This is a genomic window from Bacillus sp. J41TS8, assembly GCF_018333035.1.
GTDB classification, from domain to species: Bacteria; Bacillota; Bacilli; order Bacillales; family Bacillaceae; genus Bacillus; species Bacillus paralicheniformis.
On record NZ_BORF01000008.1, the window covers coordinates 82,212 to 98,102 of the forward strand.

18 protein-coding genes are annotated in these 15,891 nt (G+C 44.2%); 10 read left to right on the forward strand and 8 right to left on the reverse strand.

Translation table 11 applies throughout. The features are described from left to right. Positions 1–3 precede the first annotated feature (3 nt). The 3 genes from KI350_RS12525 (at position 4) to KI350_RS12535 (ending at position 1,634) form a co-directional block, all read left to right on the forward strand. The gene (locus tag KI350_RS12525) at positions 4–243 is read left to right on the forward strand and encodes a hypothetical protein (protein ID WP_033155030.1); all 240 of its coding nucleotides are present in this window, start codon (positions 4–6) and stop codon (positions 241–243) included. A gap of 524 nt (positions 244–767) precedes the next feature. After that, a complete protein-coding gene (locus KI350_RS12530; RefSeq protein ID WP_025809990.1) occupies positions 768–1,217 on the forward strand; it encodes a hypothetical protein in 450 nt (149 codons plus the stop codon). 24 nt (positions 1,218–1,241) lie between these two features. Further along, the gene (locus tag KI350_RS12535; protein WP_025809988.1) at positions 1,242–1,634 is read left to right on the forward strand and encodes a hypothetical protein; all 393 of its coding nucleotides are present in this window, start codon (positions 1,242–1,244) and stop codon (positions 1,632–1,634) included. Positions 1,635–1,734: 100 nt separating this feature from the next. Here KI350_RS12535 and KI350_RS12540 read toward each other — a convergent pair whose 3' ends face one another. The 4 genes from KI350_RS12540 to KI350_RS12555 form a co-directional block, all read right to left on the reverse strand. Beyond that, on the reverse strand, positions 1,735–2,241 hold the full coding sequence (locus KI350_RS12540) for a GNAT family N-acetyltransferase (protein WP_095290647.1): 507 nt from the start codon (positions 2,239–2,241) through the stop codon (positions 1,735–1,737). A gap of 26 nt (positions 2,242–2,267) precedes the next feature. After that, complete coding sequence (locus KI350_RS12545) at positions 2,268–2,525, reverse strand: YnfE family protein (protein ID WP_023857562.1); 258 nt, start codon at positions 2,523–2,525, stop codon at positions 2,268–2,270. A 98-nt stretch (positions 2,526–2,623) separates the two neighbouring features. Continuing rightward, entirely contained in the window at positions 2,624–4,171 is a 1,548-nt protein-coding gene (locus KI350_RS12550; protein WP_095290761.1) for a cellulase family glycosylhydrolase, read from the reverse strand. Positions 4,172–4,596: 425 nt separating this feature from the next. Beyond that, on the reverse strand, positions 4,597–4,968 hold the full coding sequence (locus KI350_RS12555) for a DUF1360 domain-containing protein (RefSeq protein ID WP_020451642.1): 372 nt from the start codon (positions 4,966–4,968) through the stop codon (positions 4,597–4,599). Between the two features lie 165 nt (positions 4,969–5,133). On the opposite strand from KI350_RS12555, the gene ric reads away from it, so the two are divergent. Beyond that, positions 5,134–5,847: an iron-sulfur cluster repair di-iron protein gene (ric, locus tag KI350_RS12560; protein ID WP_075213281.1), complete on the forward strand. Its 714-nt coding sequence runs from the start codon at positions 5,134–5,136 to the stop codon at positions 5,845–5,847. Between the two features lie 44 nt (positions 5,848–5,891). Here ric and KI350_RS12565 read toward each other — a convergent pair whose 3' ends face one another. From KI350_RS12565 to KI350_RS12575, 3 genes are all read right to left on the reverse strand, one after another. Further along, entirely contained in the window at positions 5,892–8,246 is a 2,355-nt protein-coding gene (locus KI350_RS12565) for a nitric-oxide reductase large subunit (protein WP_020451640.1), read from the reverse strand. 155 nt (positions 8,247–8,401) lie between these two features. Continuing rightward, on the reverse strand, positions 8,402–9,070 hold the full coding sequence (locus tag KI350_RS12570; protein WP_023857565.1) for a Crp/Fnr family transcriptional regulator: 669 nt from the start codon (positions 9,068–9,070) through the stop codon (positions 8,402–8,404). A gap of 43 nt (positions 9,071–9,113) precedes the next feature. Beyond that, positions 9,114–9,353 (reverse strand): DUF2164 domain-containing protein, encoded by a 240-nt coding sequence (locus KI350_RS12575; RefSeq protein ID WP_020451638.1) that lies wholly within the window; start codon positions 9,351–9,353, stop codon positions 9,114–9,116. A gap of 220 nt (positions 9,354–9,573) precedes the next feature. Between KI350_RS12575 and KI350_RS12580 the strand changes: the two genes are divergently transcribed. Both KI350_RS12580 and KI350_RS12585 read left to right on the forward strand, forming a co-directional pair. Further along, the gene (locus KI350_RS12580) at positions 9,574–10,758 is read left to right on the forward strand and encodes a nitrate/nitrite transporter (protein ID WP_020451637.1); all 1,185 of its coding nucleotides are present in this window, start codon (positions 9,574–9,576) and stop codon (positions 10,756–10,758) included. Between the two features lie 147 nt (positions 10,759–10,905). Continuing rightward, a complete protein-coding gene (locus KI350_RS12585) occupies positions 10,906–11,619 on the forward strand; it encodes a fumarate/nitrate reduction transcriptional regulator Fnr (RefSeq protein ID WP_212930494.1) in 714 nt (237 codons plus the stop codon). Positions 11,620–11,664: 45 nt separating this feature from the next. Here the strand turns inward: KI350_RS12585 and KI350_RS12590 are convergent, their stop codons facing one another. After that, entirely contained in the window at positions 11,665–12,387 is a 723-nt protein-coding gene (locus tag KI350_RS12590; protein ID WP_023857566.1) for a YwiC-like family protein, read from the reverse strand. 149 nt (positions 12,388–12,536) lie between these two features. Between KI350_RS12590 and KI350_RS12595 the strand changes: the two genes are divergently transcribed. The 4 genes from KI350_RS12595 (at position 12,537) to KI350_RS12610 (ending at position 15,789) form a co-directional block, all read left to right on the forward strand. Next, complete coding sequence (locus tag KI350_RS12595) at positions 12,537–13,004, forward strand: cyclic nucleotide-binding domain-containing protein (protein ID WP_020451634.1); 468 nt, start codon at positions 12,537–12,539, stop codon at positions 13,002–13,004. A gap of 112 nt (positions 13,005–13,116) precedes the next feature. Beyond that, positions 13,117–14,220, forward strand: coding sequence for a TIGR04053 family radical SAM/SPASM domain-containing protein (locus KI350_RS12600; RefSeq protein ID WP_106070752.1), 1,104 nt, complete (start codon positions 13,117–13,119; stop codon positions 14,218–14,220). Between the two features lie 106 nt (positions 14,221–14,326). Then, positions 14,327–14,551 (forward strand): DUF1858 domain-containing protein, encoded by a 225-nt coding sequence (locus KI350_RS12605; protein WP_229030011.1) that lies wholly within the window; start codon positions 14,327–14,329, stop codon positions 14,549–14,551. Then, entirely contained in the window at positions 14,548–15,789 is a 1,242-nt protein-coding gene (locus KI350_RS12610) for a DUF438 domain-containing protein (RefSeq protein ID WP_020451631.1), read from the forward strand. The genes KI350_RS12605 and KI350_RS12610 overlap by 4 nt, the downstream gene beginning before the upstream one ends. Positions 15,790–15,891: the final 102 nt, after the last annotated feature.

The window sequence follows — 15,891 nt, forward strand, 5'->3', positions numbered from 1 at the left end:
GCCATGAGATATGTACAAGAACTCCTTGACTTTGAAGACTTAGTGCTTAAAGAAGATGAGGAAGTGCTTTTGAAAAGAAGGTTTCATGGAGAAATCACAGAAGAAGAATATATGCAAAAAACGCTTGAATTCGCGAGATCGAGAGAAACAGCCTTTCTGCAACAGAGGCAGGAAATGAGTGTTTATATACCGCGAAAGTCGATTAACATTGAAAGGCGCTCTCATGCAAACTATCGAAGGTGACCCCAGAGGGCTGCAGGACAGAGGTTGCCTTTGACAGTTTGAGAGTGCAGAGGCTCGTTGTTAACGAACCGAGGAAGAAAAAACAAGGACGACGTTCAGATAGTCGGACGGATGAGGCAGCTGTCGGCTGTTAGATTCGTTCGGCTCGAGGAATTGGGACAGATATTTTTTCGCGAAAATGTGGTTACGGAATTGTATTACCCTGATGTGCGATGATACCTTTTTCCTTAAAATTCATGTAAGGTCATCTTTATTTGAATATAACTTTTCCATTATTCTAAAAACTCATCAACTTTTAAATTCTGTTTCTAAGATAGTATGTTAAATACTAAGAAGCACTTCATTCTCTAATTTCCTCTTTTGTAGTGAGTAAACGGTGTTAATAAACTGATTCGAAACTTATGTAACTTTGTTAGTTGATTTTAGAAGGAATTAAAGAGGTCTGACTGAAATTTCAATCAAGGCTGAAAAGAATAGGATGTCTGGAGAAAAGCACATTACTAAGTCAAAAGGAGAGATTAATTTTGAGTGAAGGCAGAAGGGAAGATATAAAACAAACAGGGAAGGAACTAGCTCTTGATACTTTTTTAAGTGTTAGTAGTGACACAGCTGCAGATATTGCAAAGGCGTCCATACCAAGCATGACAGGAGACATTCTTGTTGATGCAGCAAGTTCACTCGTTCCTGGGATTTCAGGCGCAGTTCAAAGTTATAAACGTGCCCGTTTTGAAAGAAACATCAAAACATTCACAGAAGAGCTACATACTAAAATAGAGGATATCCGATTAAATCTAGAGTTAAAGACATCTGTACAAAAAGAACAGATTGATAAGTTATTTCAATATGTGCTTGATTACGTTATAGACGAACAACAGGAAGAAAAAATCCAATATATGGTGAAAGAATTCGTAAATATTACGGAACATGATCATGTGTCGAATGACTTTGTCCTAACCTATTACGACGTCTTATAAGAACTTAGAATGGTGGATATTTCTGTGCTTAGACTTATGTATGTTTTTCGATATGCAGTTGATCAAGAATCAAAAGAAACGTTCCATGAAATTATGGACAGACATGGTATAAGCTATGAGCAATATGAAGCTGTACGTAGAAACCTACTTAGGATTGGAGTGTTAACAACCAGAACGGACCTAAAGATAACGGACGATCTTAAAGAGATTTCAAAGACATTTAAAGAACTATACTCCTTCTTAGACAAGTTAGCAAATCCGAAGTTTAAACGTTCATTGCCAAAATTAAAAGAGCCAAAATTTCAATCAAAAGAAAATTTTGAGATCTTCAAGTTTGGACGAGATTTTGTAGAATTTTTCTTGGAATTAGAACAACCGGTTAGTGAAGAGGTTCGCTACTCAAGCATTGTTTATTAATCTAGTTTACATAATATATATTCTCGGAAGTTAAGGATTGAAAAGAAATTCCGTCTCAATCTCAAAGTATACTCAAGTTAGTGAGACAGAATAAAAAATTTTATCGATAAACTGAATATACGGCAATTTCTTTTCCCCATTTATGTATCGTTTTTTCTAAAGTCATGCCGATTCGTTCGGCAACTTTTCTGGACGGCAGATTTTTCGCATCAGGTAAAGATACGATTTTTTTCAGGTGAAATGCCTCAAATCCATACTGTTTGCATGCTGATGCTGCTTCGGTTGCATAGCCGTTTTTCCAGACGCTCCGTTTAAACAAATAGCCGATTTCCATTTCGCCCGATCCTTCGACTTCCTGTGGCACGATGCCGCATTGACCTAGAAATTCGCCTGTTTGTTTATGTTCGGCAACCCACAGGCCGGTTCCGTGTTTTTCATAGTTTTCAAGTGTCCAGTCGATCCATTGCAATGTCTGTTTTTCATTCTTTGTCGATGGATAATATTCCATGGCTGTCGGGTCAGAAAAGATTTCGAGCAGGTTTTCGGCGTCATCACGCCTCATTTTTCGCAAAATCATCCGGTCTGTCTTCATGATCGTATCTTTCATGGTTCTTCTCCCCCTTATTTTATTGATTATGAAGACGTTAATTCCCGATAAACCGTTTCTAATTCTTCCATTGTCAGATCTCCGTATGCGCATTTAATCACGGCATCTGCGAATTCATCATAGTCGTCATCTGTTGAAAAACCTTGCTGGAGCGTTTTGGCGTAAAGCTCGATTTGTTTTTTTCGCTTTTCAATGTCTTCCTCTTTGCCTGCGTAATCAGGTCCATTGATCGTGTCGTAGTTTTCCTTGACAAGCATCATGTATTGCTGCAATGTTTCATTCATACATCCATCTCCTTTCATGTTTACAAAAATATTCCTCATTCCTTCCATTATAATATATACGAAAACGGACACCAAATTCGGTGTCCGTTAAAGTGCCGTTATTTAGGTTCAGCGCCCCAAATCAGTTTTCCATTCTCATACAACGTGATTTTTTTCGTATTTTTAAATGTGTTTGAACCTGAAGAAAATGAATAGTCGCCGATTTGGGCATAATTGCTCCAGTTGTCATTGTGAAGACGGATCTGGATTTCGCCTGTACTTGCACCCGGCGCTAATGTACCGTTTTTAAATCCTACTTCAAGATACGTGTCTGCTCCGTTTACCGCTTTTTTTAATTGGACGAATTTGTGCGTGAGTTTGCTGCAGCCGATTTGGGCATAGTCGCAGTCAAAATTTTGTCCTTTGTGATTCGTTTTATACCAATAGCGGACAGTGATTCGATTTAAAGACACGGTTTTTTTGCTGTTGTTTTTAATGTTGAGCTGAGGGCGGATTTGGTTGCCGTTTACATTGTTGTCCCCCGCTCTGTATTGTACTGCTATCGTGTTGGCTGCAGCGCCGCTGTCTTGACCTGGTTTATCCTGATCCTTTTTCTGGTCTTTTTGATCTGACCCTTTCGAATCCGATCCAGAGTCTCCTGACGAACCGTTTGATCCGCTGCGGATGTTTTCCCTGACGAATTTACCTGATGAGGATAAGTCGGATTGAGACCATCCTCCCTTTTTAGAGGCGCCGGAGTTTAAAGCAGCTGACGACTCTTGTTTGTCGCACAAGCTCCAGTTTACCCAGCTGATTTTTTTGCTGTCTAAATATTTCAGCCACTCCCTGGATTGGTCGAGGTAGACACCGCCGTTTCCGGAAGCATCGCTCGTTCCCCATTCTGTGACGAAAATCGGCGCTCCTTTGCTGAGTGCATAGTCTGCTTTATCCCGCAAAGACTGACCGTGCGTACCCGCATAAAAATGGAGCGCGTACATAACATTGCCGTCTTTCAGCTGATTGTCCGCCGCATCGTTGACATCTTGGCTCCAAGTGCCTGTCCCAACGATCACAATATTTTTCGGAGAATTTTTGCGGATCACGGACAAAATGTCTTCAGCGTAAGGTTTAATGTCACGGTTCCAGTTGACATCGCCGTTCGGCTCGTTGGCAATTTCAAAAATGACGTTTGGCGTCTTGCCGTAAAGCCTTGACATTTCGTTGAAAAACTCTTTTGCTTTCGCTTTGTTTTGGTTTGGATTGCCGTCGCTCAGTATGTGCCAGTCGATGATCACATAGATTCCGAGTTCTTTTGCCGCTTCGACGGCTTCCTTCACTTTGTTTTTAACCGACGGATTGTCAATATAGCCGCCTTCACCCGTATACATAGCCGCGCGGAAGACATTGATGCCCCAGTCGTCTCTCAGCCATTTTAACGAGTCTTTGTTGACATAATCGCCATACCACTGCAGCCCGTGTGAACTGATTCCTTTCAGCTGAACCGCTTTTCCTTTTTGATTGACGAGCTGCGTACCTTTCAAGGTGAGCTGTCCGTTTACAGCAACGGGTGTTTGAGAAGCGGCAGACGCTTTAGGTGCGATGATACCGCTGATGCCGAGTGTTGCTACCATGAAGCAGGCGATGAAGACAGAAATGGAACGTTTCATGTATGACATTCTTTTTCCTCCAATGATGTTATTTTCCAAAAACACTTTCTGGCAGACATTTTCACCCCTTTCTTGGCTTGTAGCACGTTACTGATTGTAAAAAAACTATTCATTGATTGTCTATCAACCATATTTCACGTTTTTTTCGTTTTGAAAATCTATCTATTTCCTCTTTTCGTATGAAATGGGAGGTCTGAATGCTAATGATGAAAAGCTAAAAAAGTATGACCGGGGACTTTGTGCTTCCTTTTTCTCTCAATTCGAAATTTTAAAACCTGATTCTTCTTCAAAATAATGTCTTCCCTCTGCCTAAAATGCGGCAACCGGGAAAAAATTGCTGTAAAAAGTTCACAAAGCGGACATGTTCTCTCTGCTGTTTGTGTCACTTTATTGTCAAAAAAATAAAACCATCCGCTTGGAATGGTTTATTTCTTTAAATCAGAGAAAAAGCTGACAAGTTTTGTTGCGACACCGACAAACGTTTCAAGAATCGCCTGTCCACCTGCGACCGATAAAATTAAAATTAACGGGAATATCGTTTTTGGGACAATCAGATACCCGACAGCAATGATCAAAGCGCACCATATCCCTGCGCACCAATAGCAATTCAGCAAATAGCCGAAGTTTGATTTCGGCACTTTTTTCGTTTCTACATGCCCTTGTTCATCAACCGTCTGCTTTTTCTTCATGAACGGTTTCCGGATAAACTCCGTGATCTTGTCAAAAACAATCAAATGAGTTAGCCGGTAACTGGCGAGAATCAGCATCGTAAATGTAAGCCAGGATAAATGCTCCATTGCAGGCCTCCAACATGAAAAGTTATCTATAGCTATTTCCCGATTTCTTCTGACTTATTGCTTTTTCTGTCATTTTTCCCGAATGTGATGTAGATCACGATTTTCCATCGGTGAACCCGTTACATTTAACCCATAGCATAAAAAACACTTCAGGAGGTTTTACAAATGGAAGCAGTATTTGATCAAAACACAAAAACAGGTGATATTGTTACGCGTTTTCCAAGAGCCAGCCGGTTGCTGAAAGAATATCGCATCGACTTTTGCTGCGGGGGCAACCGCCCGATCGGTGAAGCGATAAAAGAACAGGATTTAAATGAAGAAGAAATTTTAGCAAAAATCAATACATTATATCAAGAGACAAAGGCATTGAACGCAAAAGAGACGAACTGGAGTGAAGCCCCGTATTCACAGCTGATCGACCATGTGATTCATACGCACCATGCTTACCTGTATGAGGTGCTTCCTGAACTATCAGGCTTTGTCACAAAAGTCTACCGGGTTCACGGCATCCATCATCCGGAACTCGCCCAGGTCCATCAATTGTTCCATCAGCTGAAAACTGAACTGGAACACCATCTCTTTCAGGAAGAGGAACTCATTTTCCCGAAAGTGACGGCCTATGAAGAGACGCGATCAATGGACAGCCTGGCAGAAGCGGTTCAGGCGATCGACGTCCTTGAACAAGAGCATGAAGCCGCAGGCAGCATCTTGAAGGAACTGAGAAAAGTGACCAATGACTATACCCTTCCTGAAGGGGCATGCACAACATATACACTGACTTACTTAAAGCTTGATGAATTGGAAACAGATCTTTTTCAGCACATTCACCTGGAAAACAATATTTTGTTCCCGCGGCTTGAAGCGGAAGCCAATCAATAAAATAAAAAGACAGAGGATTTCACTTCCTCTGTCTTTTTGTTTATCTATTCATCTGAAGCAATGTCTTTAACTGGAAGCGCTTCTCCTTCCTGATGCGTCGGTTTGCGGAGATGGAATAATGCTCTGATGCTGAATATGACCAAAATCACGATTCCGGCTAAAAAGATCGTATCCGGCACAGCCCTCCAAGTCAGCAGCGTTTGCACCGTATCCTGCTGTAAAAACTCAGGCGCCCTTGAGCTCCAGTACCCGTCTTCAAACGCTTTTTTCAATTGAAGAAAACCGACCGGCAACAAATTGATAAACACCATTCCGAACAAGCCGATGTTCAGCGACCAGCAGGCTATTTTCAGCCATTTATCATTCCACGCTTCTTTTTTGGCGATATTGCGTAGCGTATACAGCCAGACAGCAATGGCAAACATGCCGTACACGCCCATCATCGCCCCGTGCCCGTGGGCAGGTGTCAGGAACTGGCCGTGCTCAAAATAGCTGACAGCAGGCAGATTGATCAAAAAGCCCAATACCCCTGCACCGACCAGATTCCAGATCGCCGTTGAAATCAAGAACCAGAACGTTGCTTTATACGGGAAATGATGGCCTCCGTCTTTCATCATCTTGTATTGTTCATAAGCTTCCAATACAAGCAGGGTAAGAGGAATCACTTCCAGGCATGAGAAGACGGAACCGAGGCCGATCCAAACTTCGGAAGAACCGTTGTAATAGTAATGATGTCCGATCCCGATGACACCGCTCCCCAGCAGGATCGTCAGTTGAAAATAAAGCGTTCTGACGGTCGATTTTTTCGTAACCAGGTTCATTTGCACGAGCAAAAAGCCGATGACCACGACAGCAAAGACTTCAAAAATCCCTTCCACCCAAAGATGGATAATCCACCACCGCCAAAAATCCGACATTGTAATATTTGTGCCGGGATTAAAGAAAAAGGCTGCACCGTAAAACAGCGGAATGGCGATCGAAGAATAAAACAGCAGATGAATCAAACCGCCTTTATCAGATTCCCGCTTGAGGCCGCTCTTAATGCCTCTGAAAACGATAAACAGCCATATCAGCATGCCGAGTGCGAGAATGACCTGCCAGAAGCGGCCGAGTTCAATATATTCCATTCCTTGGTGGCCGAATAAGAACCAGTTGTTTCCTAAAAGGCCTTTCGCTCCGAGCCATTCGCCGGCCATGCTTCCGCCGACAAGGACGATCAGCGCCCAAAACAGAATATCGACAAGCAGCCCCTGCCTTTTCGGCTCGCGGCCTCCGACAAGCGGCGCTGCATAAATGCCCATACCGAGCCATGAAGTCGCAATCCAGAAGATCGCCAGCTGGAGGTGAAATCCCTTAGATATGCTGAATGGCAACATATCCCTGATCCAATCGATCCCAAAAAAGCTGTCCGGCTCAATATAATAGTGGGCAAGCAAAGCTCCGAACATAGCCTGAACAAAAAACAGCAGCGACACAACGGCGAAATATTTTCCGGTTTTAACCTGTGATGCCGTAAGCGGCTGTTTATCCAGATCAAATACCGGAAACGCCCCTTCCTGGTAAGCCTCTTTCATTCCAAGCTTGTAACGGTAAAACACGAATAAAATAATGCCGACAAATAAAATCAGGATGGTGACGCTTGCGCCGCTCCACCAAACGGCGGCAAATGACATCGTGTTTCCGGCATCTTCATCATACGGCCAGTTGTTCGTGTACGTAATGTCGTCGCCAGGCCTTAATGTACTGGAAAGCCATGCCGTCCAGAAGATAAAATCGGAGATCTGCGTGATTTGGTCTTCGCTGTCAACCCACGCTCTGTCGCGTTTAGGCATGTGGCTTTCTTTAATTAAACCGGGCTCAAGCCCCCAGCCGTCTCCTTTTGTAAAGACATTGCGGTAATGATCACGCACTTGCTGCAATCCATAAACCTGCGCATCTGTCAGCTTCAATGTATCTGACGCGCGATTATAACGGTTTTTTCTCATTTCGCGGATGACTTGATTCCGGATGGTGGACTGCTTTTCATCTGAAAGTTGTTTAAAGCGCTTGCCGTATCGTGCCTCCGCCTTAAAATCCTGCATCCCTTCCGTATAGATTTTCAGGGCTTCGGCCGTGTAATCAGGCCCCATGTAAGATCCGTGCCCCAAAATCGTGCCATAATCCATCAGCGCGTATTTTTGAAATACGGCCTGACCGCCTGAAATGGACGATTTGGTCATGAGCACCTCTCCGTTTGGCCCGGACACTTCAACTGGTCTTGGTGCAAGTCCTTTGAAGATCCAATAGCCTCCCAAAAGCAGCACCGAAAAACTAACGATTAAAGTAAAGACGAGAACAGATTTCAAAAAACCGTTTTTCGATGCTTTTTTAACGGGCACCGTCTTTCTTTGAACTTCCATTGCGGTTCACTCCTTTTTTGATTTTGCATGTCCTAAGATACTGGATATGCAGCACACCGGTTGTGAACCAGATCACTTAAATAATGGCGGATTTGTGAACAAAATAAAAACAGGCTTTCCATCTGTTGTTCAATGGAAAGCCTTCATCTTATCTTTCAATTGCAGCCGTTCAGCCAGTCTGTATCATGTATGAAAATTCCGCTCCTGTCAGCTGTCAGCAGATTTTTCTTTTTCATTTCATTTAATGTACGGTTAATCGTTTCCCTTGACGTTCCGACCATGTTCGCAAAATCCTGATTGGTAATGGGCAGGCTGATGTAGACCCCTTTTTCTTGAGGAATGCCGTGTTCTGCAGCGAGCTTCATTAATACATGCGTCAAGCGGTGCTGGACATCTTTTGAAATAAAACCTTGGATCCGCTCTTGCAAATCGAGAATCTTTTTCCCCATGATTTGCATCACTTTTATTGTCATTTCCGGATATTTCATCAAAAGTTCATTAAAATCAGCGATGCGGATTACGATCAACTCGGTTTCCTGAACGGCTTCGGCTGTTGCCGGGTATGGGGAGCGGTCAAAAAAGCCGACATGGGGAAACATGTCCCCGCTTTGCAGAATCGAAATCACTTGCTCATTGCCGTCTTCATCGATTTTAAAGGCTTTAACAAGACCGGATTTAATGAAGAATACCGCTTCCCTCTCTTCCCCTTCCATAAAAACAAACATTCTCGGCTGATAGGTGCGCTTGACCGCGATTTGCTCGATTTGTTTGAACTCTTCATCATTCAGCCCGCTGAAAATCATAAATTGCTTCAGAAACTCCATTGGTCTTTCAATCCCTTCGGTTTTGCTAAAGGAGAGCGCGTTGTCACAGACGGCGCTCCAGCGCAAAGAGCTCTTCTTCAATCGCCGCTGCCTTCTCTTCCACGACTCTGCGGCTGTCCTTCAGCGCCTGATTATAAAAGTAAGGGCCCAGCTTTTCCTTTACGAATTCAAACATTTGAATCGCCGCGATGTCTCCAACCTCTTCTCCCCTTTCTTCAACATAAAAGCGTTTGATTTCCTCGATGATCGCTTGCTTTTCTTCTTGCGTAAGCTTTATAAACATAAAAGCGGCACTCCTTTTTTTATTTTCATGATAAACGAAAAAGTCCGCAAATGAACCATTTATTTTTTACATCCGTTTACTATCCCTCACTTACCGATATTAAACACGAATCAAACGAATGACCGTGTGACGTAATTCACAATGTTTTTAAAAGACTTTTTGTAAGATAAACATGCTGATTGATTTATTCATTTTTCCCTTTGAAAGGAGCAAAAACGCAATGGTAAATCGTCAAAAAATACAATTACCGCTGCAGTCATTTAGTTTAGTCGCAGGATTTATGGTTTGGGTGTTGATTTCCTCTTTAATGCCCCACATTAAGCAGGACATCGCCCTGACAGACAGTGAGATATCCCTTGTCACGGCCATTCCGGTCATACTCGGCTCGCTTCTGAGGATTCCGCTGGGATACTACACAAACAGATTCGGTGCGAGAATCACGTTCATGATCAGCTTTGTGCTGCTTCTGTTCCCGATTTTTTGGATCAGCACAGCCGATTCGCTGTTCGACTTGATCCTTGGCGGATTCTTCCTCGGCATCGGCGGAGCGGTCTTTTCCATCGGGGTCACATCATTGCCGAAATACTACCCTAAAGAAAAACACGGGTTTGTCAATGGGATCTACGGCGCCGGGAACGTCGGTACAGCGATTACCACGTTTGCCGCTCCTGTCGTAGCAAAGACAGCCGGGTGGGAAAATACGGTGCGGATGTACATCGTGTTAGTCGCCGTATTCGCTTTATTGAACTTTATCCTTGGAGATCGAAAAGAAACAAAAGTGACGGTTTCTGTAACAGAGCAAATGAAGGCAGTCTACCGAAATCAGACATTATGGTTTTTAAGCTTGTTTTACTTCATTACATTCGGATCTTTCGTCGCGTTTACGATTTATCTTCCGAACTTTCTTGTTAATCACTTCGGGCTTGATCCCGTTGATTCAGGGCTTAGAACCGCCGGATTTATCGCTGTCGCAACTTTTCTGAGGCCTGTCGGCGGCTGGCTCGCGGACAAATTCAACCCGCTGAAGCTGTTGATGTATGTATTTGCCGGCTGTACCTTGTCAGGGATTTTATTGGCCTTTTCACCCAGCCTCGGACTTTACGGATTTGGGGTATTAACCGTTGCCGTGTGCGCCGGTCTTGGAAACGGGATCATCTTTAAGCTTGTGCCGCTTTATTTTTCAAATCAGGCCGGCATCGTCAATGGGATTGTATCAGCGATGGGCGGCTTGGGAGGATTCTTCCCGCCACTCATCCTGTCAAGCGTTTTTCAGGCAACCGGCCATTATGCGATCGGATTCATGGCGCTGTCAGAAGCAGCCCTTGCCAGCTTTGTGATCGTGGTCTGGATGTATTTTCAGGAAGTGAGCAAAACATCGACCAAAACGAAGACGAACCATTTATAAACCTTTCCTGCAAAAGGAGCCTTGAGCTGATGTGCTCAGGCTCTTTTTTTGGGACTTTATTCATAAGTTCACAATATTGTTTATATTTAAAAGGTCACTCAGCCTTATTTAACGTTAAAATAAGAACTGCTAAAGGGGTGACGCTCAATGAATATTTCTGTTAGAAAATCAGACACAGATTTGCTCTCAGACGATCTGCATCACTTGCTGGAATCAATCAGTACACGACGAAAAATCAGGCAGGACACATTCCTTTTTCAAGAAGGGATGGATGCGGAGGAACTGTATCTTATTCAGTCGGGACTTGTCCAAATCGGCAAATTGACGTCCGATGGCAAAGAACTGACACTCAGAATGTGCAAAAAAAATGATATTGTCGGGGAGCTTACGCTTTTTACAGAAGATGCGAAATATATGCTGAGCGCAAAGATCCTCTCTGATGGCGAAGTGTTGGTCATCAATAAAGATAAGCTTGAAAAAGAACTCATACAAAACGGTGCACTGACGTTTGAGTTTATGAAATGGATGAGCACGCATTTGCGAAAGATTCAATCGAAAATCCGCGACCTTTTGCTGAATGGTAAAAAAGGCGCGCTCTACTCCACCTTGATCCGTCTCGCAAACAGCTACGGCATCACAAGAAGCGACGGGATTCTCATCAATATTGTGCTGACGAACCAGGATCTGGCGAAATTCTGTGCCGCCGCAAGGGAGAGCATCAACCGCATGCTGAGCGACCTCCGGAAGAACGGTGTCATTTCAATTGAGGACTCGGGAAAAATCGTCATTCATCAGCTCAACTATTTAAAACGCGAAATCGACTGTGAAAACTGCCCGCTCGACATCTGCAATATCGAATGAAAAAACGAAAACAAACAAGGACATGAAGCACAGTGTCCTTGTTTTTTACGTTTGCAGCAGAAAAACGATCAACACGGCCATAAAGAAACAGGCATTCACCAGCTCTGAGATTCCGATTGTCTTAATCGACAGTTTCCTTCCATGTAAAAACCACGCTCTGAAACTGCTCGGCACTACACCAAGCACGGCCCATCCTGCCCCCGCGGCCAGCGAGATGAACGGCAGGAATATGTGGTATCCCCATGAATAAAGTTTAAACCGATTGTTTTTCTTTTCGCGGATCATCGACTTGACATAAAAGGCGCTCCCTGTGAAAAACAAAGCGGACTGGATAAAAACAAACAATGCTTCACCATCAAGCTTCCCCGCTCCCATCCAGAAGCTTGCAAGCCCGCCCGCGCTGAAAACAAGGATTGCAGCAATATCATTTAAAAGCGCCCTGTCGTTGTTTCTTTTCGCATAATAAAGATTGATGAGAAAGAGCGGAAACAGCGGCAGCCCTAGAAAAACGAGCCGCGGCTCCAGCCAGACCGAAATAAGCAGGAAAACGATGGCCGGAATGCCGTAGATGAGAACCCATTTTTGATAGTAAACGATATTTTTCTTCTTCACCATCATCGTAGCCGGAAATGCCGCTAGATATAGAAACAGCCATCCGCAGAACAACGGAATATGCTTTACATCCGCGCCCCCGGCGAACATGCCGAGAACAAACGGGATGACAAGCATCGCCCAGGCGCCGTGCTGCTTCGGTATGAACACTTTCATCACGCATCCTCCCTTCTTTTCTATTACATTATAAAAGTTTCGTCTTTTTTACACAGTGACATTTTGCATACAGGCGTGTGAAATAAATCACTGCGCCCTCCAGCCCGGCGCTTTATACTAAATGCTAATATATAGAAGGAGGATATACCATGGACCGGTTTGACTACTTATTGTTTCTGAAAAATCTTCCTATGTTTCTCGGGGTACCCCTTCCGATCATCAAAAGGCTGCTGAAAAACGGGAAGGTGATCGATATCCAGCCATCTCAGCATTCGCGATCGTTCCTTCATTCGCAATCCGTCTATTTTGTTTTAAAAGGGGAAGTTCATTTTTCTGACAGAAGACTTCCAGAAGAATCCCGAACGATCGCCGAGTGGGAAAAAGGCGATGTTTTCCCTATTGATCAAAAAGGCGAACCTTTCGTATCTCCGTTTATTTCAGTCAACACTGCCGCAGAAACCGCCGTACTTGAAATTCCATTTCATACTTTCAAAAAAATGATGACTTATAACCGCCAATTACAGACGAACTTTCTCATGCTGCTTCAGCAGAATTTGTATTTTTCCTACCAGCTTTTTTTGCGTTACCTCAACTCCTCCGCAGAAGACGACGCGTGAGAAGGGCCTCCCCCTTCTTTCCCTTCCTTTTCTAAATGTGATCTACTTAACTTTTTTTCTTTTTCATTTCCGCTACGATACACATGAATGCAAACGAAAGGACAGATGAAAGATGATACATTGCGATTTCGACAAGTCTCCGTTTATCGTCATTTGGGAGCTGACAAGAGCGTGCGAGCTCAAGTGCCTTCATTGCCGGGCATCGGCTCAAAATAAACGCGATCCGCGGGAGCTCACCCTGAAAGAGGGAAAAGATTTAATTGATCAAATTCATGCGATGGACAATCCCCTCCTCGTGCTGACAGGGGGTGACCCTTTAATGAGAGACGACGCATTCGCCATTATTGAGTATGCCGTCCAAAAAGGGGTTCGCGTCTCCATGACCCCGAGTGCCACGCCGAATGTTACAAGAGAAGCGATTCAATCAGCAAAAGAAATCGGCTTATCCCGATGGGCGTTCAGCTTGGACGGCCCGACCCGAGAGATTCATGATCATTTTCGAGGAACGGACGGTTCCTTTGACCTGACCATGAAGGCCATACGCTACATTCATGAATGCCATCTGCCTCTGCAGATTAATACCGTTATATCCGCTTATAACATCGATTACCTGGATGAAATGGCAAAGCTGATCGAAGAATTGAACTGTGTATTATGGAGTGTATTTTTTCTCGTTCCGACAGGCCGCGCGAAGCGGGAAGATATGATTTCGCCGGTGGACCATGAAAAAGTCTTTCTTTGGCTCAGCCGTTTGGCAAAAGAAGCGCCTTTTGACATCAAAACGACAGCAGCCCAGCACTACCGACGGGTCGTTATTCAACAAAAAATGCGGGAAGCGAAAGACCCCAACATGAAAATCCGCTATGAACACGCATTGCAGAAAGGGAAAATGGATGCGATCGGCGGATTGGGCCGGGCTCCGAAAGGTGTGAACGATGGCAACGGCTTTATGTTTATCTCCCATATCGGCGATGTATATCCAAGCGGACTCCTGCCGTTTAAAGCCGGAAACATCCGCGAACAGCCGCTGGCTGAGATTTATCGCGAATCACCGATCTTTAAGGATTTGCGAAATCCGGACGGATTTAAAGGAAAATGCGGCGTCTGTGAATTCCGCCATGTGTGCGGCGGTTCGCGCTCACGTGCCTATGCTCTGACAGGCGATTATCTGGAAAGCGACCCGAGCTGTATTTATATTCCGAAGGCTTTGCGCTGAAAAATGTGATGTACGTCACATTTTTTTCAGCATACTTGTATTACGGTATAGATGAGAATGATCATCACTATCAAAGGATGTGATCCCTCTGCATAAAAAAATTGATTTGAACGATTCCGTATACGAACTTTGCACATTGCATCCTGAACTAAAAGCCGTGATGAAGGAAGCCGGGTTTAAAAACATAACGAAGCCCGGCATGCTGGAAACAGCCGGGCGTATCGTGACGATTCCGAAAGGCGCGCGAATGATGCAAATCGAATGGCCGCATGTCTTAGACATATTGAAAGCGCACGGATTTGACCCCGTTTGGAAAGGAGAAAAACGATGAGCGAAATGATTAACAACCGGGAAACGCAGCAAGGTCTGCCAGAGGAAAAAAAGCAGCTTCTGAAAGAAATCATCATCGACCTTCATAAAGGAAAACCGCTTGCCGACGTCAAAAAACGGTTTGAAAAGACGTTCGGTTCAGTCAATGCTGAAGAAATCGCTCAGCTGGAACAGGCGTTAATGAAGGAAGAAGGCATTACCCCCGAAGAAATTCAAGAGCTTTGTTCCGTTCACGCCGCTGTGTTTAAAGGATCGATTGAAGACATTCACCGCGCTGACGCCGATAAGCAGCCAGGCCATCCCGTTCATACTTTTATGAAAGAAAATAAAGAAATCGACCTCCTTTTGAACTTTAAAATGCAGCTTCATTTGGAACGTTTTGAAAAAGAAGATCACCGCGACAACATTCTCAAGCTGCTCACAGACTTGAACTTGCTCGCCGATGTCGACAAACATTACAGCAGAAAAGAAAATCTTCTCTTCCCCTATTTAGAAAAGTACGGAATTACTGGGCCCAGCCAAGTGATGTGGGCTGTCGATGATTTTATCCGCAAGAGCATCAAAGAAGTGAAGCGTTTGTTGGAAGAGTATACGCCGGACAAAAAAGATGAAGTCATCCGCGAGCTAACGTTTATCATTCAAGAAGGCACGGAAATGATTTATAAAGAAGAAAATATCCTCTTGCCGATGGCGCTCAGAACGCTGACAGAAGACGAATGGCTGAAAATCGCGGCTGAAAGCGACGAGATCGGATATTGCCTGACTGCTCCGGAAACGGTGTGGAAGCCTGAACGCCATCAGCTCAAAACAACAGAAGAAGCGGCTGACGGATATGTCAGGCTCCCTACGGGTATTCTGTCCGTGGCCCAGCTTGAGCACATGATGAACCATCTTCCGGTCGATATCACCTTCATCGATGAAAACGATGTGGTCCGCTATTTTTCACACGGAAAGGAACGGATTTTCGCAAGGACAAAAGCCGTAATCGGCCGGACCGTCCAAAACTGCCATCCGCCGGCAAGCGTCCACATCGTCAACAAACTTCTTGACGACTTTAAATCAGGCAAAAAAGACGTTGAAGACTTTTGGATCAAATTTAAAGACAAATACGTGTTCATCCGCTATTTTGCCGTACGCGATGAAAACGGCCGCTATATCGGAACTTTGGAATTCACCCAGAACATCGCCCCGATTCAAGAGATTACCGGGGAAAAGAGAATTTTGAACACGAGCGATTGACCCATTCGACAGCCCGCTTCCATGCAGGCTGTTTTTTTGTCCTCCCTCTCCCCCTCCTGAAAATGTGACAAATTTGTGAAAACCCGAAACCATGTGACAAAT